At 68.3% G+C, this 21,800-nt stretch carries 25 protein-coding genes; 11 read left to right on the top strand and 14 right to left on the bottom strand.

The window, feature by feature from the left end; translation table 11 throughout:
• The first annotated feature begins 47 nt into the window (after positions 1–47).
• Both B5X82_RS17825 and B5X82_RS17820 read left to right on the top strand, forming a co-directional pair.
• Entirely contained in the window at positions 48–458 is a 411-nt protein-coding gene (locus B5X82_RS17825; RefSeq protein WP_079649521.1) for a MerR family transcriptional regulator, read from the top strand.
• Between the two features lie 64 nt (positions 459–522).
• The gene (locus tag B5X82_RS17820; RefSeq protein ID WP_079649520.1) at positions 523–987 is read left to right on the top strand and encodes a DUF1465 family protein; all 465 of its coding nucleotides are present in this window, start codon (positions 523–525) and stop codon (positions 985–987) included.
• A 15-nt stretch (positions 988–1,002) separates the two neighbouring features.
• Here B5X82_RS17820 and B5X82_RS17815 read toward each other — a convergent pair whose 3' ends face one another.
• The 4 genes from B5X82_RS17815 to rsmI form a co-directional block, all read right to left on the bottom strand.
• The gene (locus B5X82_RS17815; protein WP_079649519.1) at positions 1,003–1,602 is read right to left on the bottom strand and encodes a DedA family protein; all 600 of its coding nucleotides are present in this window, start codon (positions 1,600–1,602) and stop codon (positions 1,003–1,005) included.
• A gap of 28 nt (positions 1,603–1,630) precedes the next feature.
• Complete coding sequence (gshB, locus tag B5X82_RS17810; RefSeq protein WP_079649518.1) at positions 1,631–2,578, bottom strand: glutathione synthase; 948 nt, start codon at positions 2,576–2,578, stop codon at positions 1,631–1,633.
• Positions 2,579–2,675: 97 nt separating this feature from the next.
• Positions 2,676–3,032, bottom strand: coding sequence for a YraN family protein (locus B5X82_RS17805; RefSeq protein ID WP_079649517.1), 357 nt, complete (start codon positions 3,030–3,032; stop codon positions 2,676–2,678).
• Positions 3,029–3,910, bottom strand: coding sequence for a 16S rRNA (cytidine(1402)-2'-O)-methyltransferase (gene rsmI, locus B5X82_RS17800; RefSeq protein ID WP_079649516.1), 882 nt, complete (start codon positions 3,908–3,910; stop codon positions 3,029–3,031). The genes B5X82_RS17805 and rsmI overlap by 4 nt, the downstream gene beginning before the upstream one ends.
• A 12-nt stretch (positions 3,911–3,922) precedes the next feature.
• On the opposite strand from rsmI, the gene B5X82_RS17795 reads away from it, so the two are divergent.
• The gene (locus B5X82_RS17795) at positions 3,923–5,107 is read left to right on the top strand and encodes a penicillin-binding protein activator (RefSeq protein WP_079649515.1); all 1,185 of its coding nucleotides are present in this window, start codon (positions 3,923–3,925) and stop codon (positions 5,105–5,107) included.
• Between the two features lie 441 nt (positions 5,108–5,548).
• Here B5X82_RS17795 and hemW read toward each other — a convergent pair whose 3' ends face one another.
• The 3 genes from hemW to rph all read right to left on the bottom strand — a co-directional run bounded on the left by hemW (position 5,549) and on the right by rph (position 8,257).
• The gene (gene hemW / locus B5X82_RS17790; protein ID WP_235862720.1) at positions 5,549–6,823 is read right to left on the bottom strand and encodes a radical SAM family heme chaperone HemW; all 1,275 of its coding nucleotides are present in this window, start codon (positions 6,821–6,823) and stop codon (positions 5,549–5,551) included.
• A 91-nt stretch (positions 6,824–6,914) separates the two neighbouring features.
• Positions 6,915–7,544 (bottom strand): RdgB/HAM1 family non-canonical purine NTP pyrophosphatase, encoded by a 630-nt coding sequence (gene rdgB, locus B5X82_RS17785; RefSeq protein ID WP_079649514.1) that lies wholly within the window; start codon positions 7,542–7,544, stop codon positions 6,915–6,917.
• Positions 7,541–8,257, bottom strand: coding sequence for a ribonuclease PH (gene rph, locus B5X82_RS17780; RefSeq protein ID WP_079649513.1), 717 nt, complete (start codon positions 8,255–8,257; stop codon positions 7,541–7,543). Before rph ends, rdgB begins: the two co-directional genes overlap by 4 nt.
• Positions 8,258–8,371: 114 nt before the next feature.
• Here rph and hrcA point away from each other — a divergent pair, with 114 nt between their 5' ends.
• Positions 8,372–9,400 carry a heat-inducible transcriptional repressor HrcA gene (hrcA, locus tag B5X82_RS17775; RefSeq protein WP_377266419.1) on the top strand — a complete coding sequence of 343 codons (1,029 nt, stop codon included), beginning with the start codon at positions 8,372–8,374 and terminating at the stop codon, positions 9,398–9,400.
• Positions 9,401–9,636: 236 nt separating this feature from the next.
• Here hrcA and B5X82_RS17770 read toward each other — a convergent pair whose 3' ends face one another.
• On the bottom strand, positions 9,637–9,957 hold the full coding sequence (locus B5X82_RS17770) for a PilZ domain-containing protein (protein ID WP_079649598.1): 321 nt from the start codon (positions 9,955–9,957) through the stop codon (positions 9,637–9,639).
• Positions 9,958–10,088: 131 nt separating this feature from the next.
• Here B5X82_RS17770 and B5X82_RS17765 point away from each other — a divergent pair, with 131 nt between their 5' ends.
• Together B5X82_RS17765 and B5X82_RS17760 are read left to right on the top strand one after the other, a co-directional pair.
• Complete coding sequence (locus B5X82_RS17765; RefSeq protein WP_079649597.1) at positions 10,089–10,931, top strand: cytochrome b/b6 domain-containing protein; 843 nt, start codon at positions 10,089–10,091, stop codon at positions 10,929–10,931.
• Positions 10,928–11,683, top strand: coding sequence for a molybdopterin-binding protein (locus B5X82_RS17760; RefSeq protein ID WP_079649512.1), 756 nt, complete (start codon positions 10,928–10,930; stop codon positions 11,681–11,683). The genes B5X82_RS17765 and B5X82_RS17760 overlap by 4 nt, the downstream gene beginning before the upstream one ends.
• Before the next feature lie 102 nt (positions 11,684–11,785).
• Here the strand turns inward: B5X82_RS17760 and B5X82_RS17755 are convergent, their stop codons facing one another.
• From B5X82_RS17755 to B5X82_RS17745, 3 genes are all read right to left on the bottom strand, one after another.
• Positions 11,786–12,754: a DMT family transporter gene (locus B5X82_RS17755; protein WP_079649511.1), complete on the bottom strand. Its 969-nt coding sequence runs from the start codon at positions 12,752–12,754 to the stop codon at positions 11,786–11,788.
• A gap of 192 nt (positions 12,755–12,946) precedes the next feature.
• A complete protein-coding gene (locus B5X82_RS17750) occupies positions 12,947–14,488 on the bottom strand; it encodes a 2-isopropylmalate synthase (RefSeq protein ID WP_079649510.1) in 1,542 nt (513 codons plus the stop codon).
• 331 nt (positions 14,489–14,819) lie between these two features.
• A complete protein-coding gene (locus B5X82_RS17745; protein WP_079649509.1) occupies positions 14,820–15,680 on the bottom strand; it encodes a class I SAM-dependent methyltransferase in 861 nt (286 codons plus the stop codon).
• Positions 15,681–15,748: 68 nt separating this feature from the next.
• Between B5X82_RS17745 and B5X82_RS17740 the strand changes: the two genes are divergently transcribed.
• The 4 genes from B5X82_RS17740 to B5X82_RS17725 are packed head-to-tail and all read left to right on the top strand — an operon-like array spanning position 15,749 to position 18,095.
• On the top strand, positions 15,749–16,489 hold the full coding sequence (locus tag B5X82_RS17740; RefSeq protein ID WP_079649508.1) for a ComF family protein: 741 nt from the start codon (positions 15,749–15,751) through the stop codon (positions 16,487–16,489).
• A gap of 50 nt (positions 16,490–16,539) precedes the next feature.
• The gene (gene grxC / locus B5X82_RS17735) at positions 16,540–16,797 is read left to right on the top strand and encodes a glutaredoxin 3 (RefSeq protein WP_079649596.1); all 258 of its coding nucleotides are present in this window, start codon (positions 16,540–16,542) and stop codon (positions 16,795–16,797) included.
• 3 nt (positions 16,798–16,800) lie between these two features.
• Positions 16,801–17,628, top strand: a complete 828-nt coding sequence (locus B5X82_RS17730; protein ID WP_079649507.1) for a carbon-nitrogen hydrolase family protein — start codon at positions 16,801–16,803, stop codon at positions 17,626–17,628.
• Positions 17,625–18,095 (top strand): DUF1178 family protein, encoded by a 471-nt coding sequence (locus B5X82_RS17725; protein ID WP_079649506.1) that lies wholly within the window; start codon positions 17,625–17,627, stop codon positions 18,093–18,095. Before B5X82_RS17730 ends, B5X82_RS17725 begins: the two co-directional genes overlap by 4 nt.
• A gap of 157 nt (positions 18,096–18,252) precedes the next feature.
• Here the strand turns inward: B5X82_RS17725 and B5X82_RS17720 are convergent, their stop codons facing one another.
• Complete coding sequence (locus B5X82_RS17720; protein ID WP_079649505.1) at positions 18,253–18,663, bottom strand: DUF2147 domain-containing protein; 411 nt, start codon at positions 18,661–18,663, stop codon at positions 18,253–18,255.
• A gap of 58 nt (positions 18,664–18,721) precedes the next feature.
• The gene (locus tag B5X82_RS17715) at positions 18,722–19,627 is read right to left on the bottom strand and encodes a LysR family transcriptional regulator (protein WP_079649504.1); all 906 of its coding nucleotides are present in this window, start codon (positions 19,625–19,627) and stop codon (positions 18,722–18,724) included.
• 108 nt (positions 19,628–19,735) lie between these two features.
• On the opposite strand from B5X82_RS17715, the gene B5X82_RS17710 reads away from it, so the two are divergent.
• Complete coding sequence (locus tag B5X82_RS17710) at positions 19,736–20,929, top strand: MFS transporter (RefSeq protein WP_079649503.1); 1,194 nt, start codon at positions 19,736–19,738, stop codon at positions 20,927–20,929.
• On the opposite strand, the gene B5X82_RS17705 is transcribed toward B5X82_RS17710, so the two are convergent.
• On the bottom strand, positions 20,901–21,740 hold the full coding sequence (locus B5X82_RS17705) for a helix-turn-helix domain-containing protein (RefSeq protein ID WP_217699584.1): 840 nt from the start codon (positions 21,738–21,740) through the stop codon (positions 20,901–20,903). The two genes, B5X82_RS17710 and B5X82_RS17705, sit on opposite strands and share 29 nt — an antisense overlap.
• Positions 21,741–21,800: the final 60 nt, after the last annotated feature.

The raw sequence follows: 21,800 nt of genomic DNA, 5'->3' as shown, positions 1-21,800 counted from the left end.
GTCACGCTTGCCGTAGGGGCAGGGACAGTCCTTTCAGGGGTGGTTCCGTGGCCAGTGATTGCGCTCCCATCATCGACATAGCACCGACCGATGCCCAGAGCTTCGGCATCGCCGAGCTTTCAAGGGAATTCGGGATCACGCCCCGCGCCCTGCGCTTCTACGAGGAGGAAGGGCTGATCGCCCCGGCACGCGACGGCGCGACGCGGATCTATTCGCGGCGGGACCGGTTTCGCGTCGCGTGGATATTGCAAGGCAAGGCGATGGGCTTCGGTCTCGACGAGATCGCCGAGCTCCTCAATCTCTACGACGTCGGCGACGGTGGGGCGACCCAGCGCACCGTCACCGCGCTGCGTTGCCGCGCCAAGGCCGACCATCTGCGGCGGCGGATGGCCGAGCTGGAGACGATGATCGACCATCTCGGCCACTTCGCCGACCGGCTCGAAGCCGGCGAGGCGTGAGGCGGACGACGGGTTAACCCACTTTTGATTTCGTGGCGGCGGGCGGCTGTGTCATCACCTACGCATGGGTGAAGGACCGAAAGAGATTCGCCTGCGCGGGCGCCTGGTCAACGGCCTCTATACCGAAGCGATGCTGCTCGCCGACGAGGCGCGCGGCTATTTCGAGCATCAGGGGCGCGACGACCGCGATGCGCTCGATCCGCTCGCCCGCGTCACGCTGAGCTGCGAATCGCTCAAGGTCACGAGCCGGCTGATGCACGTCCTTGCCTGGCTGCTGACCGAGCGGGCGATCGAGCTGGGCCAGATGAGCGACGAGGAGGCCGCGGCGGCCGCCCGACGCCTCGGCGATGCGACGCCCAGCGACGCGGCTTCGATCGCCGGCCTGCCGCCCGCCGCGATCGCGCTGATTGACGCCAGCCAGGACCTCTACGCCCGCGTCCGGCGGCTCGAGGTCGAGCCGCCCGCCGACATCTCGCCGGCCGCCAGCCCGGCGCTCAGCCTGCTCGATCGGCTCGAAAAGGCCTTCTGATCGCCGGCCGGCGTCTCAGCGCGACGGCTTCCAGGTCAGCACCCGCCAGAGGTAGAAGGCGGCGAGCACGACGAGCAGCAGGGTCGAGGCGATGCCGAGCCAGGCTTCCATCGCGGCGAAGCGGGTACCGAGGATCCAGCCGCCGACCGCCAGCATCGTCGACCAGCCGAACGTGCCGACCGACGACCACAGCACGAACGGCACGAAGCGCATCCGCATCAACCCCGCCGGCACCGAGATCAGCGAACGCGCGGTCGGTAGCATCCGGCCGAGGCAGACGAACAGATAGCCGTGACGCATGAACCAGCGCTCGCCGCGGTCGACCTCGGCCCAATCCATCGTCAGCCAGCGGCCATGGCGCTCGACCAGCGGCCGGAGGCGATCGAGCCCCAGCCGGCGGGCAGCGAGATACCAGGCGATGTTGCCGAGCATCGCACCCGCCGATCCCGCCGCGATCGCCACCGGCAGCAGCATGCTACCCTTGGCCGCCTGCAGCCCGGCCATCGACATGATCACCTCGGACGGGATCGGCGGAAATATCGTCTCGCCGAACATCAGCAGGAACAGGCCCAGATAGCCGCCATCGGCGATCAGTTGCTGTACCCAGTCCGTCATATGCGATCCCGCTGCCGCGGCCGGGCCGTCAGCGGGCCTTGGCCTCGATGGCGTCCCAAATCATCGCGGGCGTGTCGGTTCCGTTGAAATTGTCGATCGCGACGATGCCGGTCGGCGAAGTGACGTTGATTTCGGTGAGGTGCCCGGCAATGACGTCGATGCCGACGAACAGCAGCCCGCGCGCGGCGAGGTCCGGGCCCAGCTTGTCACAGATCTCCACCTCGCGCGGCGACAGCTCGGTCGCGTCGGCACGGCCGCCCGCCGCAAGGTTCGATCGAATCTCACCTTCCTTCGGCAAGCGATTGATAGCACCCGCGACTTTCCCGTCGATCAGCACGATCCGCTTGTCGCCCTTCGACACATCGGGAAGGAAGGCCTGGACCATGAAGGGCTCGCGCCAGACCTGGCCGAACAGCTCGGTGAGGGCGGCGAGATTGGCGTCGTTGCGGCCGACGTGGAAAACCGCCGACCCGGCATTGCCATAGAGCGGCTTCACCACAACCTCGCCATGCTCGGCATGGAAGGCGCGGGCGTCGTCGAGCCGCCGGGTGATCATCGTCGGCGGCATGAACTCGGCATAGTCGAGCACGAACAGCTTCTCGGGCGCGTTGCGGACGGAGGCCGGGTCGTTGACCACCAGCGTCGCGTGCTGGACGCGCTCGAGCAGGTGGGTCGCGGTGATATAGGCGAGGTCGAAGGGCGGGTCCTGCCGCATCAGCACGACGTCGACATCGTCGGCGAGGTCGAGCGCGACCGGATCACCCACCGCGAAATGATCGCCCGCCACGCGTTGCAGCTTCCGGATCGGCCGCGCCGGCGCGGTCACCCGCCCATTGCGATAGCAGAGGTCGCCGGCCTGATAGTGCCAAAGGCTATGCCCGCGCCGGAGCGCGCTCAGCATGATCGCGAAGGTCGAATCGCCCGCGATGTTGATCGTCTCCAGCGGGTCCATCTGGACGGCGACTCTCAAGGACATGGGCAGGCTCCGATGGTTTCGGGGGCCTAACTAGGGTGCGGCGGCCGGTGCTGCAATGGCCGTGGGGAATAAGCCCTTCCCTTGAAGGGGAGGGAAGTCATTGGGCGTGCCACACATTCGACAGGTGCACCGGCCGCCGCCACGGACGGACCAGGATCACGTCGATCCGGACATTCTCGACGCCCGCGCCATAGCGCGGCAGCAGCGCCTCGGCCGCGGCGACGACGCGGCGCAGCCGATATTCGTCGATCGCGGTGGCGAGCGCCGCGGCATCGCCGCGCGTCTTGACCTCGACGAAGGCGAGCGTCCTTCCGCGTCGGGCGATCAGGTCGACCTCGCCGCGCCCGGTCTTCACGCGTTGGCCGACGATCCGCCAGCCGTGCAGGCGCAGCCACCAGGCGGCGATATGTTCGCCGGTGCGGCCCTGCTGCTCGGCGACGGCTCGCCGGTTCAATCGCCGTCCTTGATCGCCATTGCCCGCGCATAGAGCTCGCGGCGGTTGAGGCCGGTGGCGCGGGCGACCTCGCCGGCCGCCTTGGCGGCGGGAAGCTGGGCGAGCGCGGCGCGGAGCAGCGCGTCGGCATCCTCGGGCGAGGCGGTGGCGCGCGGGCCGGGCGGGCCGACGACGACGACGATCTCCCCCTTGGGGCCGCCCTCGCGATAGCGTTCGGCAAGGTCGGAAAGCGGACCGAGCACGCTTTCCTCGAAGGTCTTGCTGATCTCGCGCACCACCGCTGCCTCACGATCGCCGAGGCCGTCGGCAAGCGCGCGAAGCGTCGCGCCGAGACGCGGACCGGCTTCGTAGAGGATCAGGGTCGCGCGGACCTCCGCCACCTCGGCGATCGCCTCGGCGCGTGCCTTGTCCTTGGCGGGGAGGAAGCCGAGGAAGAAGAAGCGGTCGGTGGGCAGCCCCGCCAGCGTCAGCGCCGCGATCGCCGCGCAGGGGCCGGGCAGGGTGGTGACGGCGATACCGGCGGCGCGCGCGTCACGCACCAGCTTGTAGCCGGGATCGGAGATCAGCGGCGTCCCCGCATCGGAGACCAGCGCCACGGCCTGGGTCGCCATCCGGGCGATCAGGCCGGGCCGTACCTTGTCCGCATTATGGTCATGATAGGGTGTCATCGGCCGCTTCACCCCCAGTCGCTGGAGCAGCTTGGCGGTGACGCGGCTGTCCTCGACCGCGATCGTTTCGGCCCGCGTCAGGACCGATGCGGCGCGCGGGGACAAATCACCCAAGTTGCCGATCGGCGTGGCCACGATATACAGGCCGGGGGGGAGGGGTGCTTCCGATGCCTGCGCATCGGTCGGCCCCGGTTCGGTAATTTGGTTCATAAGGCAGAACAGATGGCAGAGGCCCCCACGTACAGGCAACCGCTTCCTTCGATGCTCCGTTGGTCGTTGCTCGGCTTCACCGCCCTGCTGGCGAGCTGTGCGGGTATGGTGCCGAAGGGGCGCCCGAAACCCGCGACGCCCCCTCCGCCGGCCGAGGCGCCCGTCCAGGACGGTCTGCTCGGCGACAAGGCGCGGCATCGGATTGCGCTGCTGGTCCCGCTGTCGGGCCCCAATGCCGCCGTCGGCCAGTCGATCGCCAACGCCGCGGCGATGGCGCTGATCGACACCGGCAACAAATCGGTCCGGATGACCACCTACGACACCGCCGCCGGAGCCGCCGGTGCGGCCAGCCGCGCGGTCGCGGATGGCAACCGGCTGTTCCTGGGGCCGCTGCTGTCGGAAGATGCGGCGGCCGTGGCGCCTGCCGCGCGCAAGGCGGGAATCCCGGTGGTTTCCTATTCGAACGACGCGGCAGTGGCCGGCAACGGCGTGTTCGTGATGGGCTTCTCGCCGACCCAGTCGATCGACCGCGTCGTGCATTTCGCCAGGAGCAAGGGCATCAAGCGCTTCGCGGCGCTGGTGCCGGTCGGCGTCTACGGCCGCAACGCATCGACCGCCGTGATCCGATCGGTCGAGAGCGCCGACGCCAATCTCGTCGCGATGAAGAGCTATGAGCGCAACAGCAAGTCGCTCCAGAAGGCGATAGCCGATCTCGGCCGCAGCCAGGCCTATGAAGGCGTGCTGATCGCCGACAATGCCCGCCTCGCGATCAGCGCGGTGCCGCTGATCCGCAAGATCTCCAGCCAGCAGGCGCGCGTGCTGGGCACCGAGCTATGGGCGGCCGAGCCCTCGGCGCTGACCGCCCCGGCGCTCAACGGCGCCTGGTATGCCAGCGTGTCCGACAGCCGCTATCGCCAGCTCGCCGCCTCCTATCGGCGGCAGTTCGGCAAGGCGCCGTTCCGGCTCGCCAGCCTCGGCTATGATTCGATGCTGCTGGTGGTGAAGATCGCGCGTGACTGGAAGGTGGGCGAGCGTTTCCCCGCCGACCGGCTGCGCGACGAAGATGGCTTCGTCGGCGTCGATGGTGCGTTCCGCTTCGGCCCGACCGGGGTGGCGCAGCGCGCGCTGGAAGTCGGGGAGGCCACGCCGAGCGGCGTCAAGACCGTCTCGCCCGCGCCGACCAGCTTCAAGGAATGATTTGCTGCAACTGCGAAGGAAATGCGGAAGGGTAAATCGTGGCGGTGCCGGCCCTAGAGCCTGATCGTCTGAGGTGGAAGCGCTCCGCGCTTCCGCCGATGGCGTGAATCAGGCTCTATTTAAATAGTTGAGACCTTGATTCACGTTTCAGGCTGATTCAGCCTGAAACGATCAAGGTCTAAGGGACGGACACCGCCGCGAATTGGGTCAGAGGGCGACCACGACCCCAATGGCCAGCGCCTGAGCCGCAATCGCGATGATCGCCGAGGCCGCGCTTTCGAAGTACCGCATGTCTGTCTTCCTGCTTTGCTTTTATATCGCATCTGCGATTGTGCGATGCAGCGTGATCTAGGTACGACGAGCCGAGATGGCAATTTCCAAAGCTGACGCAACGATTGCATAAACTGCAATCGTTGCGTTGCGTTTAACGGAATGGGTAAGTTAGGCTGCCACGATCTCGGCAAGGATCGCATCGAGCAGCAGCATGCCGGCGTCGGTGACGGTCAGCCGCTCGCCGTCCCGGGCAAGCAGTCCCTGCCGCGCCAGCCGATCGACGGCGGCCGCATCGACGAGTTGTCCGACCGACAGGCCGCTCATCGCGGCGATCCGGGCAAGATCGACGCCTTCGGCCAGCCGCAACCCCATCAGCAACGCTTCCTGCGCCCGGGCTTCGGGCGGAAGGTCGTCCTCGCGCTCGATGCCATGGCCGTTGGCCTCGACCCGCGCGATCCAGTTCTCGGGCTTGCGGCGGCGCACCGTGGCGCGACCGTCGCGGCGGCCATGCGCACCGGGGCCGATCCCGGCATAGTTGCCGTAGCGCCAATAGGTCAGGTTGTGGCGGCTCTCCGCGCCGGGCCGGGCGTGGTTCGAGATTTCATAGGCAGGCAACCCCGCTGCCGCGGTGGCCGCGCGGGTCTGCTCGAACAACTCGGCCCCGGCGTCGGGATCGAGCGGGACGAACTCGCCCTTGGCGACGCGGGTCGCGAACTGGGTGCCGGGCTCGATGGTGAGCTGGTAGAGCGAGAGATGCTCGGTACCGAACGACAGCGCGCGGCGGAGCTCGGCGTCCCATGCCTCAGGCGTCTGGCCGGGCCGGGCGTAGATCAGGTCGAAGCTGACGCGCCCGAAATGGTTCTGGGCGGTGTCGAGCGCGGCCAGCCCCTCCGCCACGCCATGGGCGCGGCCGAGCCAGCCGAGCACCTGGTCGTCGAGCGCCTGGAGCCCTAGCGAGACACGGTTGATCCCGGCATGGGCAAGATCGGCGAAGCGCGCGGCCTCGACCGAGGAGGGATTGGCCTCCAGCGTGATCTCGATGTCGTCGGCGGCGGGCCAGTGGCGGGTCGCGGCGTCGATCAGCGCGGCGACCGTCGCGGGCGGCATCAGCGACGGGGTGCCGCCGCCGAAGAAGATCGAACCGAGCCGGCGGCCAGGCAGCACGGCGGCCTCATGCGCCAGATCGCGCAGCAGCGCGTCGCGCCACGCCTGCTGATCGACGCTATCCCTGACATGGCTGTTGAAGTCGCAATAGGGGCACTTCGACACGCAGAAGGGCCAATGGACGTAGAGGGCAAGCTCCCCCTCCCTTTCAAGGGAGGGGAGTGATCCGGCAGCCGGGGCCGGAATTGCCCCCGGCAATTCCTTAGCCATGCCGGGGGCATGGCTAACCCCGGTTGCTGGATCACTGGGGTGGGTGGCGAGCGGTAGCGAGCCTTCCATCGTTCCGTCGAACTCCGCCAAGGGGCGTCGAGCCCCTCGGCTCCGTTACCCACCCCTAACCCCTCCCTTGCAGGGAGGGGTATCTTCCAGCCTAGAACAGCGCCGCGACGAGCTTGGCGAAGGCGTCGGCGCGGTGGCTCATCGCGTGCTTGGCCTCGGGCTCCATCTCGCCGAAGCTGATGGCATGGCCGAGCGGCTGAAAGATCGGGTCGTAGCCGAAACCCCTGTCGCCGCGCGGCGGCCAGGTGATCAGCCCGTCGACCCGGCCCTCGAAGGTTTCGACATGACCATCGGGCCAGGCGAGCGACAGCGCACAGATGAAATGCGCGTCGTGGCCTGCCTCGTCGCCGGCCTCCTGCATCCGGGCATGGACGCGGCGCATCCCCTCGGCGAAGTCGCGACTGCCGTCGTCGAGCTCGGCCCAGCGCGCCGAGAAGATGCCCGGCTCGCCGCCCAGCGCCTCGACACACAGGCCACTGTCGTCGGCAAGCGCGGGCAGGCCGGTCAGGTCGGCGGAGAAGCGCGCCTTCAGCTCGGCATTGGCTACGAAGCTAGTGCCGGTCTCCTCCGGTTCGGGAACGCCGAGCGCTCCGGCCGACACCGTCTCGATCCCATAGGGAGCGAGCAGCTCGGCGATCTCGCGCAGCTTGCCCTTGTTGTGGCTGGCGATGACCAGCTTGCCGGGAGCGAGCTTGCGGTGGAGGAGGCCGTCGTCGCTCACCGCCCGGTCGCCTTGCGTTGCGCGGCGAAAATCTCGCCGCAGCCGATGCGGGCGAGGCGGAGCAGTCTCAACAGGGCTTCCTCGTCATAGGTCGCTCCTTCCGCGGTCGCCTGCGCCTCGGCGATGTTGCCATTGTCGAGCAGCACGAAATTGGCGTCGGCATGGGCGTTTGAATCCTCGATATAATCGAGGTCGAGCACAGGGGTTCCCTCATGGATGCCGCAGGAGACCGCCGCGACCTGCGCGGTGATCGGGTCTTCGGCGATCGCGCCCGAGGCGAGCAGCTTGTCGACGGCGAGGCGCAACGCCACCCAGCCACCCGAGATCGACGCGGTGCGGGTGCCGCCATCGGCCTGGAGCACGTCGCAGTCGATCACGATCTGGCGTTCGCCGAGCTTCGCCATGTCGACCACCGCGCGCAGCGATCGGCCGATCAGGCGCTGGATCTCCTGGGTGCGGCCCGACTGCTTGCCCTTGGCCGCCTCACGGCTGCCGCGCGTATGGGTGGCGCGGGGCAGCATGCCATATTCGGCGGTGACCCAACCCTGGCCCTTGCCGCGCAGGAAGGGGGGAACCTTCTCCTCGATCGAGGCGGTGACGAGGACGCGGGTGTCGCCGAAGCTGATCAGCACGGAGCCTTCGGCGTGGACGGTGAAACCGGTTTCGATGCTGATCGCCCGCATCTGATCGGGGGCGCGGCCGGATGGGCGCATGAACGTTCCTTCTTTGCTGTACGCCGGGCTCCTTAGGCGTGGGCGAAGGAAGTTGGAAGCCTGTTGAGCGGGGCGATCGGCTTCACTATCTCTATGGGCGTGAACAGCCAGCCCATGTCCGAAATGTCGACCCGAGCCCGCGAGGTGTTTCGCGTCGTCGTCGAAAGCTATCTCGGATCGGGTCAGCCGGTCGGATCGCGGACCATTTCCAAGCTGGCGGGCCTGAACCTGTCGCCGGCCTCGATCCGCAACGTCATGCAGGATCTGGAGGAACTGGGGCTGCTCGAGGCGCCGCACACCTCGGCCGGGCGGATGCCGACCCAGTCGGGGCTGCGCCTGTTCGTCGACGGCATGATGCAGACCGCCGAGCCGTCGATCGAGGAGCGTGCCGCGATCGAGGCGCGCGCGGCGCGCGGCAGCCCGGTAGAGGAAGCGCTCGCCCAGACCAGCGCGGTGCTGTCGGGCCTGTCGGCCTGCGCGGGCATCGTCCTGGTCCCGCCGCACGAGATGGTGCTGCGCCAGTTCAGCTTCGTGCCGCTGTCGCGCCAGCAGGCGGTGGCGGTGCTGGTCGGCCATGACGGCAGCGTCGAGAACCGGGTCGTCGACCTGCCGCCAGGCCTGCCGCCATCGGCGCTGGTCGAGGCGGGCAATTTCATCAGCGATCGGCTCGGCGGGCTGACCTTGGCCGAGGCGCGCGCGCGGATCGAGGCGGAACTGGGGCGCGAGCGCGCGGCGCTCGACGCGGCTGCGGCGTCGCTGGTCCAGCAAGGGCTGGCGGTCTGGTCGGAGGACGGCAGCGCCCGGCCAGTGCTGATCGTGCGCGGCCAGGCCAACCTGATCGATCCTTCGGCGGCGGCGGACCTGGAGCGGGTACGCCAGCTCCTCGATGAGATCGAGGGTAAGGAGGAGATCGCCCGCCTGCTCGACAGCGCGCGCAGCGGGCAGGGGATGAAGATCTTCATCGGATCGGAGAACAAGCTGTTCTCGCTGTCCGGATCGTCGGTGATCGCGGCGCCCTATCGCGGCGGCGACGGCCGCGTCGTCGGGGTGGTCGGGGTGATCGGGCCGACCCGGCTCAACTATGCGCGGATCGTGCCGATGGTCGATTTCACCGCGCAGGCGCTGACCCGGATGATGGCCTGAGAGTCTGACTCAAAAGTCCCCGCTCGCCCTGAGGAAGCATTGAGCGTAGTCGAAATGCTGTCTCGAAGGGGCGTTCGAGACTGGAAATATCCTTCGATATGGGCCTTCACCTTCGTTCAGTCCCTCCTCAGGATGAGCGGTAAGGCACTTTCCGGTCAGCCTCTGAGGTATTTTGGGGGAGCGGGCTGGTGCCGCCTCGGAAACGCGCTTTTCGCGCATTTCCAAACGCATCTAGCTCAGCGGTCGTTCTGATGCGTGCTGCGTGATACCAGGCCCATGATCACGGATTCGGGCAGGGCTTCCTCGAACTGGATGCCGAAGCGGTTGCCCTCGACCCAGCGGACGACGCCGGGTACCTCGAAATTCTGGCGCTCGAGCAGCAGCCGGCAGCCGACCGGGAGCGGCGGCGAGGCGCTGACCATCGCGCCGCCCTGCGACAGGTCGAGCAGCACGCCGTTGCATTCGCCATGGACCGAATAGAGCGTCGCGGCGAGCATGATGCGATGGCGCCCGTGGCGGCGCGCGTCGCTTTCCTCCTGTTCACTGGCAACCGCCATCGCGTTCCGATTCCCCTGCTTCCTTTCGATCGGCAATCCGCATCATCGCCGATCGTCCCTAATGATTTCCTAAAGGGGCTCGTTGACGGGAGATTACCGCTCTTCGCCCTGATCGTGCTAGCGTGCGCGCCATGACCGAACAGGGACAGCAGGACGGCGCGGCGCCGCGCGGCGGGGACCTCGTTCGCCGTCACCGGACGTCGACCCGGCTGTGGCACTGGATCAACGCCTTCACGATCTTCACGATGCTGATGAGCGGGCTGATGATCTTCAACGCACATCCGCGCCTCTATTGGGGCCAATATGGCGCCAACACCGACCGCGCCTGGCTGCAGATCGGATCGGCGGGCGGGCGCGGCGTGCTGATCGTCGGCGGCGAAGCCTATGACACGACCGGGGTGCTGGGCGTCTGGGAGGACCGCGACGGGATCGAGCGGCGGCGCGCCTTCCCCTGGTGGGCGACGATCCCGTCGAACTACAGCCTCGCCGATGCCCGCATCTGGCACTTCTTCTTCGCCTGGGTGCTGGTGCTGTCGGCGGCGACCTATCTGGTCGCCAGCCTGGTCAACCGCCACCTGCAACGCGACCTGCTGCCCCGCGCGGCGGAACTGCACCCCAGCCATGTCTGGCACGACATCCGCGATCATCTGAGGCTGCGCTTCCCGCGCGGCGCGGCGGCGGCGCGCTACGGCATCCTCCAGAAGCTCGCCTATGTCGGGGTGATCCTGGGGCTGATCCCGCTGCTGATCCTGACCGGGCTGACTATGTCGCCGGGCGTCAACGCGGCCTGGCCCTGGCTGGTCGACCTGTTCGGGGGGCGGCAGTCGGCGCGGTCGATCCATTTCCTCTGCGCCGCGGCGATGCTGCTGTTCATCCTCGTCCATCTGCTGATGGTGCTGCTGTCCGGGCCGCTCAACCAGCTCCGCGCCATGATCACCGGCGCCTATCGGTTGCCGAGGGAGAAGGAACGATGATCTCGCGCCGCAAGCTGATCGGTTCGCTGGCGGCCGGGGCGGGTGGGCTGATCCTGTCCGGCTGCAACCGGATCAACGCCGATCCGCGGGTCCGTTCGATGCTGCAGAGTGCCGAGGGGCTGACGATGCGCGCGCAGCGGCTGATCACCGATCGCACCGCGCTGGCGCGTGAGTTCGACGCGGCCGACCTGTCGCCGCTGTTCCGTTCCAACGGCACCCGCAAGCCCGCCGGCACCGCTTATGAGACCCACCTGCGCGCGGGGTTCGCCGACTGGCGGCTCGTCGTCGACGGGTTGGTCGCACGGCCGCTGTCGCTGTCGCTGGGGCAGATCCGATCGCTGCCCCGCCGCACCCAGATCACGCGCCACGACTGCGTGGAGGGCTGGAGCGCGATCGGCCAGTGGACCGGGGCGCCGCTCAAGCTGCTGCTCGACATGGCCGGACTGCGCTCCTCGGCGCGCTACCTGATCTTCCATTGCGCCGATCGCTACGCGCAGGGCGACTATTATGAGAGCATCGACCTGATCGACGCCTTCCATCCCCAGACGATCCTCGCCTGGGGGCTCAACGGCCAGCCGCTGCCGGTCGGCAACGGCGCCCCGCTGCGGCTGCGGGTCGAACGGCAGCTCGGCTACAAGCATGCCAAATATGTCCAGCGGATCGAGGCGGTCGAAAGCCTCTCCGCCCATGGCCGCGGCAAGGGCGGCTATTGGGAGGACTATTATGACTACGCCTGGTATGCGGGGATTTGATATCCGGCGTCATCCCGGCCAAAGCCGGGATATCCCTTCTCTTCGTCGTGCTGCCGGAACGAAGGCAGTGAGATCCTGACTTTCGTCAGGATGACGAGAGGTTCAGGCTTCTACCTTCGCCGCAACCGCGTCCCGTCTGGCGCGCTGTCTGGCCGGCCGGCTCTCGATCCAGGTGAACAACCCGACTCCGCCGACCACCAGCAGCGTGCCCGCCGCTTCGCCTATGCCGAACGGCTCGCCCAGCACGACGATGGCTAGGGCGATCGTCACCACCGGGCTGATCGTCGAGATGATCGCTGTGCCCTGGGCACCGATCCGGGCGGTGCCGGCCGACATCATGAAGGTCGGCACGATCGTCGAGAAGACTGCCAGCCCGATCATCAGCGCCCAGGCGCGCGGTGGCCCAGGGGGCAGGGCGATGCCATGGGTCAGCGCGAAATGGGCGATCACCGACAGGCTGGCCGCGCTCATCGCGATCGCTGTGAACAGGGCAGGGCCGCAGCGCAGGATCAGCTCGCGCGCGAAGAGCTGGTAGAGCGCGAAGGTGCCGGCGGCGGCGAGGATCATGCCCGCGCCGCCGATCATCGACGGGGTCAGCCGCGCCGGGTCCGATCCGAACATGACGAGCAGCCCGGCATAGCTGAGCCCCGCCCCGGCGAGCGCGTGGAAGCGCAGCCGGTGGCCGAAGATCAGCCGCCCGAACAGGATGACGAGGAAGGGATAGGTGAACAGGATCAGCCGCTCGGCCTGCGCCTCGACCGATTGCAGCCCGGCGAAGTCGAGCCATGACGAGACATGATAGCCCAATATGCCGACCAGCGCGGCAAAGCCGACGCTGCGCGCGTCGGGGCGCTGCGCCGCCGGCCGTCGCCGCCATTCGAGCAGGCCGACGCCGAAGAAGACCGGCAGCGACAGCAGCATCCGCACCGCGAGCAGCGCGGTGGAGTCGATCTGATAGACGTAGATCAGCTTGATCAGCACGCCCTTGATCGCGAACAGCATCGAGCCGACCGCGGACAGGAGGAAGCCGATCAGCCGCCAGCGGGCGGTGTGAGCGGTGGCTTGCGACATTGAGGCGACCCGATCGTCAGGCAGGTCCGTTCGTCCCGAGCCCCTCGACTGCCTGCAAGGCAGGCGCTCGGGAGGAACTTCAGTCACAGGCTGAAGTCGAGGGACGCTGGCTCCCGGAGCCTGTCTCGACTTCGCTCGACACGAACGGAATGGTTTCAGCTTTCCCTCCCGAAGAGAAGGGAAGGGGCGTCGTCAGCTCGCCTGGGCGTCGACCGGTGCGCGGCCGCGCTTGACCATCATCTTGTTGAGTGCGTTCACATAGGCGCGGACCGAAGCGACCATCGTGTCCTGGTGCGCGCCGCGGCCCCGCGTGGTGCGACCATTCTCCGAGAGGAGCACCGACACCTCGGCCTGCGCGTCGGTGCCGCCGGTGACGGCATGGACCTCGTAGCGTTCGAGCACCGAGCTGTCGTGCGGCACGATCATGCGGATCGCGTTGAACAGCGCGTCGACCGGACCATTGCCGCGCGCGGTGACGGTCTTCTCCTCGCCGTCGACCTCGAGCGTCAGGATCGCGCGCTGCGGCCCGTTCGAACCGCAATAGACCTCGACCTCCTTGACCTGGATCGCATCGTGGCCACGCAGCACCTCGTCGTCGACCAGCGCGACGATATCTTCGTCATAGACGGCCTTCTTGGCGTCGGCGAGCGCCTTGAAGCGGCCGAACGCGTCCTGGAAGGCGTTGTCGCCCAGCGTGTAGCCAAGCTCCTCCAGCTTCTGGCGGAAGGCGGCGCGGCCCGAATGCTTGCCCATCACCAGGCTGCTATGGGTCAGGCCGACGCTGTCCGGGGTCATGATCTCGTAGGTCGAGCTGTCCTTGATCATGCCGTCCTGATGGATGCCGCTCTCATGCGCGAAGGCGTTGGCGCCGACGATCGCCTTGTTGGGCTGCACCTGGAAGCCGGTGATTCCCGAGATCAGGCGCGAGGCGCGGGTGATCTCGGTCGAGACGATGTTGGTCGCATAGGGCATCACGTCCTGGCGGACCTTCAGCGCCATCGCGATCTCCTCGACCGCGGCGTTGCCGGCGCGCTCGCCGATACCGTTGATGGTCGACTCGACCTGGCCCGCGCCGTTCATGATCGCTGCCAGCGTGTTGGCGACGGCTAGGCCCAGGTCGTTGTGGCAATGGGTCGAGAAGACCGCGAGGTCGGCGTTGGGCACCCGCTCGATCATGTCGCGGAACATCGCGCCATAGGTCTGCGGGGTCGCATAGCCGACCGTGTCGGGCAGGTTGATCGTCCGCGCGCCCGCCGCGATCGCGGTTTCGATCGCTCGCGCCAGGAAGTCCGGCTCGGTCCGGGTCGCGTCCTCGGCCGACCATTCGACGTCGGGGCAGATGTTGCGGGCGTGGCGCACCGTGCGGTCGATCGCCTCCAGCACCTCGTCGGGGCTCTTGTTGAGCTTCACCCGCATATGCAGCGGCGACGTTGCGATGAAGGTGTGGATGCGCGGCGCGACAGCGTGCTGGACGGCCTCCCACGCGCGGTCGATGTCGGCGGCGGCGGCGCGCGCCAGGCTGGCTACGGTCGCCTTCTTGCACTGGCGGGCGACCTCGGACACCGCTTCGAAATCGCCCGGGGAGGCGATGGCGAAACCCGCCTCGATGATGTCGACGCCCAACGCCTCGAGCTGGGCCGCCACCTGCAGCTTCTCCTCGAGGTTCATCGAGCAGCCCGGCGATTGCTCGCCGTCGCGCAAGGTGGTGTCGAAAATCCTGATGGTCTTGGTCACGGGGCCTGCTCCTGCTGCAGGGTGGTCATTCGGGGTTTCTGTCGGGACCCTTAGACGCCGTGGCTTGCCGGGCCTGTTTCGACCCCAAGCGAAATCGCGCGCCTAAGGGCGCGTAAGTCGAAGCAGGAGAAGGGCGAACGGCCGCGTCATTACGAGGCGGTCCTTACACATAAGCGGTCGGGTAAGTCCATAGCGCAATCGCCTTTTCGACAATCACGTCATCCCGGCGAAAGCCGGGATCTCCCTTTTCTTCCAGCGTCGCTCCCGCTCCAACGTCGAGAAGGCAGGGAGATTCCAGCTTTTGCTGGAATGACGGTGGGGCTCGGGAGAATCACCCTTTCGGCCGCAGCGCCTCGATCATCGACGCCGTCGCGCTGCCGCGCTTCGCGGGCTTGGGCTGGTCGGGGCTGGGCGACCAGCCCGACAGATAGACGAGGTCGAAGCTCTCGCGCAGCCGGCCGTCGGGCCCGGCCTCCGCCTGGAAGCGACCGAACAACTCGGCCAGCCAGGCGCGGCCGGGTGCGGTGCGGGCGCGCTGGGCGAGGATGTTGGTCGCCGCCATGCCGCGCAGGTCGTGGATCAGCCGGATCGGATCGCCATAGCCGACGTCGAGCCGCTCGCCGTCCGCCACCTGCAAGGCGAAGCCCGCGCGCGACAACAGGTCGCCCGCCGCGCGCACGTCGACCTGCGGATGGATGCGCGCCGCCGCGCCGCCATGCGTCGCGCTGTCGGCGGCCAGCGTGGCGCGCTTGAGCCAGGCGAGGCTGCCCGCGCCGGCGAAGGCGCCGAGGAACAGCCCGTCGGGGCGCAGCACCCGGCGGATCAGCGTCAGCGCGCCCGGCAGGTCGTTGACCGTGTCGAGCGTGCCGACCGCGACGACGAGATCGAAGCTGGCGTCGGCGAAGGGCAGGCGATCCTCGTCGCACTGCACCCCGCCCGCGGCGCGCGCGAAGGCGAAGCCGGGATCGGCATTGACGATGCGTCGCCCCAGCGCGGCGAAGCGCCGGGCGATCCGTCCGTCATGGCAGCCGAGCACCAGCACCCGGCCGAAGTCGCGCGTCACCATCGCAAGCCGCTCGGCGAGTTCGTCGGCCATATGATCGACCAGGAAGGCGTGATCGGCGAAACGCGCGGCGGCCCGGTCGCGGCGGAGGCGGCGGAGCGAACGGTCGAAAATCGCGGGCTGGTCCATCGCGCGCGCTTGTGCCGCCGCCGTGCTTGCATGACAAGACGGCATTGGGAGCGTCATGGGGGGGCGTCATGGGGCTGATCGGGGGATTGCGGGGAATCGCCGGCGCGGGGCTGCGCTTCGCCCTGCCGCCACGCTGTCCTGGCTGCGGTGTGATCACGCCGGACATGCATCAGTTCTGCCTCGATTGCTGGTCGGCTCTCGATTTCCTGGGCGATCCGCAATGCGCGCGCTGCGGCGCGCCGTTCGAGGTCGATCCAGGGCCCGGTGCTTTGTGCGGCGCGTGTCATGCCGATCCACCCGCGTTCGATTCGATGCGCGCCGCCGTCGCTTATGGGCCGATCGCCCGCGCGCTCGCGCTCAAGCTCAAATATGGCCGCCGGCCCGGCATCGCCCGCACCATGGCTGCGCAGTTGCGCCGGCACCTGCCCGAGGGGGAGGCGCTGGTCGTGCCGGTCCCGCTTCACCGCTGGCGGATCTGGGTGCGAGGCTATAACCAGTCGGCACTGATGGCACGGGCGGTCGCGCGCGATACCGGCCATGTCCTCGCACTTGACGCGCTGGTCCGCACCAAGGCGACGCCGTCCTTGCGCGGCCTGGGCCCCGACCAGCGAGCGAAGGCGGTGCGCGGCGCCTTCGCGGTACGCGACCGGGCGGCGGTCAAGGGGCGGGCGGTGCTGCTGGTCGACGACGTCTATACGACGGGCGCGACCGCAGATGCTTGCGCGCGAATGCTCCGGCGGGCCGGCGCGAGCCGGGTCGACCTTATCTGTTGGGCGCGCGTGGTGCGAGACGAGGATGTCGCGCGTTGACTTTCGCGCCCGCCGACAACATTTCGGGCTGGAACAAGGAAATGGATCGCATGCCCAAGGTCGAAATCTACACCAAGGCTTTCTGTCCCTATTGTTCGCGCGCCAAGGCGTTGCTCGAGACGAAGGGCATCGACTTCGAGGAATATGACATCAGCATGGGCGGCCCGAAGCGCGCCGAGATGATCGAGCGCGCCCAGGGCGGATCGACTGTGCCACAGATATTCATCGACGACCGCCACATCGGTGGCTGCGACGACATGTTCGCGCTCGATCGCCAGGGCAAGCTCGACCCGCTGCTGGCGGCCTGAGCGATGCGCGTCGCCCTCCTCCAGAGCCGGACCGGGATCGATCCCGCCGCCAATGCCGCGATTCTGACCGACGCGGTCGCGCAGGCGAAGGCCGGCGGGGCCGACATGCTGTTCACGCCGGAAATGTCGGGCTTGCTCGACCAGGACCGTGCCCGAGCCGCGGCGCACCTGTGCGACGAGGCCGGCGACCCGGTGCTGGCGGCGGTGCGCGCCGCGGCGGCGGAGCGGGGCGTCTGGGTCGATCTCGGCTCGCTGGCGCTGACCGGCGGCGACGACGGACGGCTCGTCAACCGTGGCTTCGTCATCGACGACAAGGGCGCGATCCGCGCCCGCTACGACAAGATCCACCTGTTCGACGTCGATCTCCCGACCGGCGAGAGCTGGCGCGAATCCAAGGCTTATGCGCCCGGCGAGCGCAGCGTGATCGCGACGACGCCCTGGGCCAGGATCGGCCTGTCGATCTGCTACGACATGCGCTTCCCCGATCTCTATCGCGCGCTCAGCAATGCGGGGGCCGAGATATTGTCGGTGCCCGCCGCCTTCACCGTGCCGACCGGCCGGGCGCATTGGCATGTGCTGCTGCGTGCCCGCGCGATCGAGGCGGGGGCGTTCGTCGTCGCCGCGGCGCAATGCGGCGAGCATGAGGACGGCCGCGCCACCTATGGCCATTCGCTGGTGGTCGATCCCTGGGGCGAGGTGCTGCTCGACATGGGCGAGGGGCAGGGCGTCGGCTTCGCCGATCTCGACATGGCTCGGCTCGCCGACATCCGCCTGCGGGTGCCCGCGCTCAAGAACCGCCGCACGATCGGTGCGGTCGAGGTCAGCGCATGATCGTCTTCGATCTCGCTTGCAACAATGCCGGCCATGTCTTTGAAACCTGGTTTGGATCGTCCGCAGACTATGAGGATCAGAAGGCGCGCGGGCTGGTCATGTGCCCCTATTGCGGATCGACCGACGTCGACAAGGCGGTGATGGCCCCGAACGTCGCGCCCAAGGGCAACCAACGCAGCGAGCCGTCCGCCGGCGCGCCGATCCCGGCCGCCGCCAACATTCCGTCGCCCGAGGAGTTCAAGGCGATGGTGAGCAAGCTCGCCGAGGTCCAGGCGAAGATGCTCGAAGGTTCCGACTATGTCGGCAACCGCTTTGCCGACGAGGCGCGCTCGATGCATCTGGGTGAGCAGGAGAGCCGCCCGATCCATGGCCAGACCAGCCCCCAGGAGGCCAAGGCGCTGATCGACGAGGGCGTGCCCGTCGCGCCGCTGCTGCTGCCGGTGCGTCCGCCGAAAAGCGAGAACTAGATTAACTGACGCAACTGGTTCCGCACATCCTGAGGAGCCGTTGAGCGAAGGCGAAATGGCGTCTCGAAGGCGTGCTCCTTCGAGACGGGCCTTCGCCGATGCTCAGTCCCTCCGCAGGATGTGCGGGTCGGATAAAGCGCTCGATGCTTCAAAGAGCTTATTCGGCGATCCGCGTCCAGCTCTGCGACTTGCAGCCGATCCGTCCGACCAGGCAGCCGCTGCCCTTCAGGTGGGTGGGGTCGATGACCTCGATTGTCCCCGAGAAGGTCTTGCCGATATCGGGGACGAACACCTTGCCGCGCCACAGGCCGGGTTTCTGCAGCCGGAAATCCTTGAACAACGTTGCGCCGACCAGGTTCGGCGTCCCGCCGCGCGCGGCATCGGCCCGGGCCTTGTCGTTCGCCCAGACCACGACGCCGCACATGCGTTGGCCGCAGGGTTCGGCGCGGACATGGACGCTGTTCTGAGGATTGCGCCAGACACCGAACGACTGATCCGCACGGGCAGCGCCAGCGGCGACCGGGACGAGGGCAAAGGCAAGGACGGCAAGGCCCGAGATCATCTTCATCCGACCATCTCCTCGCGGCAAGGCTATGGAGTCGGCGGCGCTCACGCAAGCCGTTCGGCTATCGCAGCCGTTCCGCCAGGAAATCGACGAAGACCCGCACCCGCGCCGGGGTGTTGGCGCCGCCGACGAACACCGCGTGGATCGCCTCGACGTCGCCCGGATTATAATCCTCCAGGATCGGCACCAATTGCCCGGCGGCGATCCGCTCGACCACGCTGAAGGCGCCGACCCGGGTGATGCCGACGCCGGCCGTAGCGAGCTGTGCGAGCGTCTCGCCGTTGTTCGCCTCGATGCTGCCCCGGACGGCCAGGGCATAGTCGCGTTCGTCCTTGCGGAACGGCCAGACCGGCTCGACCCGGCGGAAGTTGAAGTTCAGGCAGATATGGTCGTGCAGGTCCTCGGGAGCCGACGGCGTGCCGTGGCGGGCCAGATAGTCGGGCGAGGCGACGATCACCCGCCGGGTCTCGCCCAGCTTGCGCGCGGTCAGCGCGCTGTCGGCGAGCGGGCCGAAGCGGATCGCGACATCGGCTTGCCCGCCGGCGACGTCAACGACCGTGTCGGTCAGGCTGATGTCGACCAGAATATGCGGGTGAAGGCGGACGAAGTCGCCGAGTAGCGGAACGACGCATTGCCGCCCATGGGCCAGTGACGCGCTGACTCTTAGCCGTCCGCGCGGTGCGCCCTGGTCGGCGATCGCCTGCTCGGCATCGTCGAGGTCGGCGAGGATGCGGCGGGCGGCGCCGAGATAGGCCTGCCCTTCCAGGGTAAGCGTCAACGCGCGGGTGCTTCGGAGCAGCAGGCGGACGCCCAGCCGCGCCTCGATCCGGTCGATCGCCCGGCTGACCGCCGACGGAGTCAGGCCCAGCTTTCGCCCGGCCGCCGAGAAACTGCCTTCAGCCGCTACCGCCGCGAACAGTTCGAGAGCGCGGGCGCGATCGGTGTCGGCGGTTATCTTTGCATCCATATCAAAAATCCTTCGCTTTCGGACGATCTACCCGCGCGGGTTTCCGTCGTCCATCTGTGCCGTCGCATAGCAACCGGATGTCGCCGGTCCGATTGAGGAGCTTGCCCGATGAAGTTCAATCCGCCCTTGCTCGCCCTGGCGGCGGGTGCCTTCGGCATCGGCGTGACCGAATTCGCGCCGATGGGGCTGCTGCCGGTCATCGCCCGCGACCTGCACGTGTCGATCCCCGCCGCCGGCCTGCTGATCAGCGCCTATGCGCTGGGGGTGATGCTCGGCGCGCCGCTGATGACGCTCACCACCGGCCGGGTGCCGCGCCGGACGCTGCTGATCCTGCTGGCGGGCATCTTCACCGTCGGCAACCTGCTGGCGGCGGTGTCGGGCGGCTATGGCATGCTGCTCGTTGCGCGGCTGATCACCTCGCTCAACCATGGCGCCTTCTTCGGCGTCGGATCGATCGTCGCCGCCGGCCTGGTGCCGCCCGCGCGGAGGGCCGGGGCGGTCGCGGCGATGTTCATGGGGCTGACGATCGCCAATGTCGTCGGCGTGCCGCTGGCGACCTGGGCGGGCGACCAACTCGGCTGGCGCGCCTCCTTCTGGGGGATCGCCGGGCTCGGCCTGCTGACCATGGCGGCGCTGCGGCTGACCCTGCCAGCGCTGCCCGCGCCAAGCGGCGGCGACGCGCTCGCCGAGCTGCGCGTGCTGCGGCGGAGCCAGGTGCTCGCGGCGCTCGGGCTGACCGTGATCGGATCGAGCGCGATGTTCACCGTCTTCACCTATATCGCCCCGATACTGCGCGAGCAGACCCACGCCTCGCTCGGCTTCGTCACAGCGATGCTCGTCACCTACGGGCTGGGGATGACCGTCGGCAACTGGCTGGGCGGCCGCTTCGCCGACCGTTCGGTCGACCGGACGCTGATCGTCACCCTGGCTTCGCTCGCCGCCGTGCTGGTCGCGCTGGCGCTGCTGATGCCCTTCGCCGCGCCGACCGCGATCCTCGTCTTCCTGTGGGGCGTGGCGAGCTTCGCGCTGGTGCCGCCGCTGCAGGTGCGGGTGATGTCGGCCGCCGCCGAGGCGCCGAACCTCGCTTCCTCGGTCAACATCGGCGCCTTCAATCTGGGCAACGCGATCGGCGCGGCGCTGGGCGGCGCGGTGATCGCGGGCGGATTCGGCTATCCGGTGGTGGCGCTGGCGGGGGCGGCGACCTCGGCGCTGGGCCTGCTCGCGATCCTGCTGGGGCGGTCGTCGGGCGAGGGCGTCCCGGCGCTGGCCGGGGCTAGCGCGCCTGGAACCAGTCGCGCGTGAAATCGTCGGTCGGGTGCATCGCTTCGACCCGGACCTCCTGAACCGTCAGGTCCCAGGCGGTGCCGAACTGGGCGATGGTCGACAGGAAGCTGAGCTGGCCTTCCGGCAGCGCGAACACCGTCCGCAGCATCGGCAGCGGCGCGTCGCTCAGGTCCAGCCGCCGCCAGTGGGTCGGTATGTCGGGATAGGCGAGGACCTCGTCGAGCAGTGCCCGGCCTTCGGCATCGAAGGGGGAGCGCATCACGTCGTAGCGGAAGTGGCGCAGCAGGTCGCCGGCCACCTCCTCCCAGTTGACCACGAAGGGGCGAAGGTCCGTCGGATCGAAGAGCTGGCGCAGGACATTGTCGTGGGCCAGGCCTTCGGGGCGGAGCGCCTGCATCAGCGTCGCCATGCCGGCATTGGCCATGACGATGTTCCAGTGCCGGTCGGCGACGAAGGCGGGATAGGGAAGCTGCTGACCCAGCGTCGCCTCGATCGCCTCGCGGATGATCGTGAGTTCGGGCGCGTCGAGCGGCGTCTCGCGGTAGCGCGGGGCGTAGCCGGCGGCGAGGTGGAGCCCGTTGCGCTCGCGCAGGGACAGCTCGAGCTCCTCGCCGATCCGCTCGATGATCTCGCGGCTCGGCTGCGACTTGCCGGTCTCGACGAAGCTGAGATGGCGTGGCGATATCTCGCATCGCAACGCCAGCTCGAGCTGGCTGACGCCGCGCGCGCCGCGCAGTTCGCGCAGCACGTCGCCGAGCGGGGCGGTGAACAGCGAACGACGATGAACGGTCATGAAGAGCTGGTAGCAGGACCGCTGCATGGCGGCCATGACCTCCGAGGTAGTAGCCTTCGGTCGAGGGTGGCCATATTGCCTTTCCATCGCACCATC

Origin of the sequence: Rhizorhabdus histidinilytica, from assembly GCF_900167915.1 — a bacterium.
Classification (GTDB): Bacteria; Pseudomonadota; Alphaproteobacteria; order Sphingomonadales; family Sphingomonadaceae; genus Rhizorhabdus; species Rhizorhabdus histidinilytica.
This window is presented reverse-complemented; position numbering and strand designations above follow the sequence as displayed.

Bases quoted from the DNA above. Each gene is read 5' to 3' on its own strand.
- B5X82_RS17820 (WP_079649520.1), top strand. From the start codon at position 523: ATGGGTGAAGGACCGAAAGAGATTCGCCTGCGCGGGCGCCTGGTCAAC.
- B5X82_RS17815 (WP_079649519.1), bottom strand. From the start codon at position 1,602: ATGACGGACTGGGTACAGCAACTGATCGCCGATGGCGGCTATCTGGGC.
- gshB (WP_079649518.1), bottom strand. From the start codon at position 2,578: ATGTCCTTGAGAGTCGCCGTCCAGATGGACCCGCTGGAGACGATCAAC.
- rsmI (WP_079649516.1), bottom strand. From the start codon at position 3,910: ATGAACCAAATTACCGAACCGGGGCCGACCGATGCGCAGGCATCGGAA.
- B5X82_RS17795 (WP_079649515.1), top strand. From the start codon at position 3,923: ATGGCAGAGGCCCCCACGTACAGGCAACCGCTTCCTTCGATGCTCCGT.
- hemW (WP_235862720.1), bottom strand. From the start codon at position 6,823: ATGGAAGGCTCGCTACCGCTCGCCACCCACCCCAGTGATCCAGCAACC.
- rph (WP_079649513.1), bottom strand. From the start codon at position 8,257: ATGCGCCCATCCGGCCGCGCCCCCGATCAGATGCGGGCGATCAGCATC.
- hrcA (WP_377266419.1), top strand. From the start codon at position 8,372: ATGTCCGAAATGTCGACCCGAGCCCGCGAGGTGTTTCGCGTCGTCGTC.
- B5X82_RS17770 (WP_079649598.1), bottom strand. From the start codon at position 9,957: ATGGCGGTTGCCAGTGAACAGGAGGAAAGCGACGCGCGCCGCCACGGG.
- B5X82_RS17765 (WP_079649597.1), top strand. From the start codon at position 10,089: ATGACCGAACAGGGACAGCAGGACGGCGCGGCGCCGCGCGGCGGGGAC.
- B5X82_RS17760 (WP_079649512.1), top strand. From the start codon at position 10,928: ATGATCTCGCGCCGCAAGCTGATCGGTTCGCTGGCGGCCGGGGCGGGT.
- B5X82_RS17755 (WP_079649511.1), bottom strand. From the start codon at position 12,754: ATGTCGCAAGCCACCGCTCACACCGCCCGCTGGCGGCTGATCGGCTTC.
- B5X82_RS17745 (WP_079649509.1), bottom strand. From the start codon at position 15,680: ATGGACCAGCCCGCGATTTTCGACCGTTCGCTCCGCCGCCTCCGCCGC.
- B5X82_RS17740 (WP_079649508.1), top strand. From the start codon at position 15,749: ATGGGGCTGATCGGGGGATTGCGGGGAATCGCCGGCGCGGGGCTGCGC.
- grxC (WP_079649596.1), top strand. From the start codon at position 16,540: ATGCCCAAGGTCGAAATCTACACCAAGGCTTTCTGTCCCTATTGTTCG.
- B5X82_RS17730 (WP_079649507.1), top strand. From the start codon at position 16,801: ATGCGCGTCGCCCTCCTCCAGAGCCGGACCGGGATCGATCCCGCCGCC.
- B5X82_RS17725 (WP_079649506.1), top strand. From the start codon at position 17,625: ATGATCGTCTTCGATCTCGCTTGCAACAATGCCGGCCATGTCTTTGAA.
- B5X82_RS17720 (WP_079649505.1), bottom strand. From the start codon at position 18,663: ATGAAGATGATCTCGGGCCTTGCCGTCCTTGCCTTTGCCCTCGTCCCG.
- B5X82_RS17715 (WP_079649504.1), bottom strand. From the start codon at position 19,627: ATGGATGCAAAGATAACCGCCGACACCGATCGCGCCCGCGCTCTCGAA.
- B5X82_RS17710 (WP_079649503.1), top strand. From the start codon at position 19,736: ATGAAGTTCAATCCGCCCTTGCTCGCCCTGGCGGCGGGTGCCTTCGGC.
- B5X82_RS17705 (WP_217699584.1), bottom strand. From the start codon at position 21,740: ATGGCCGCCATGCAGCGGTCCTGCTACCAGCTCTTCATGACCGTTCAT.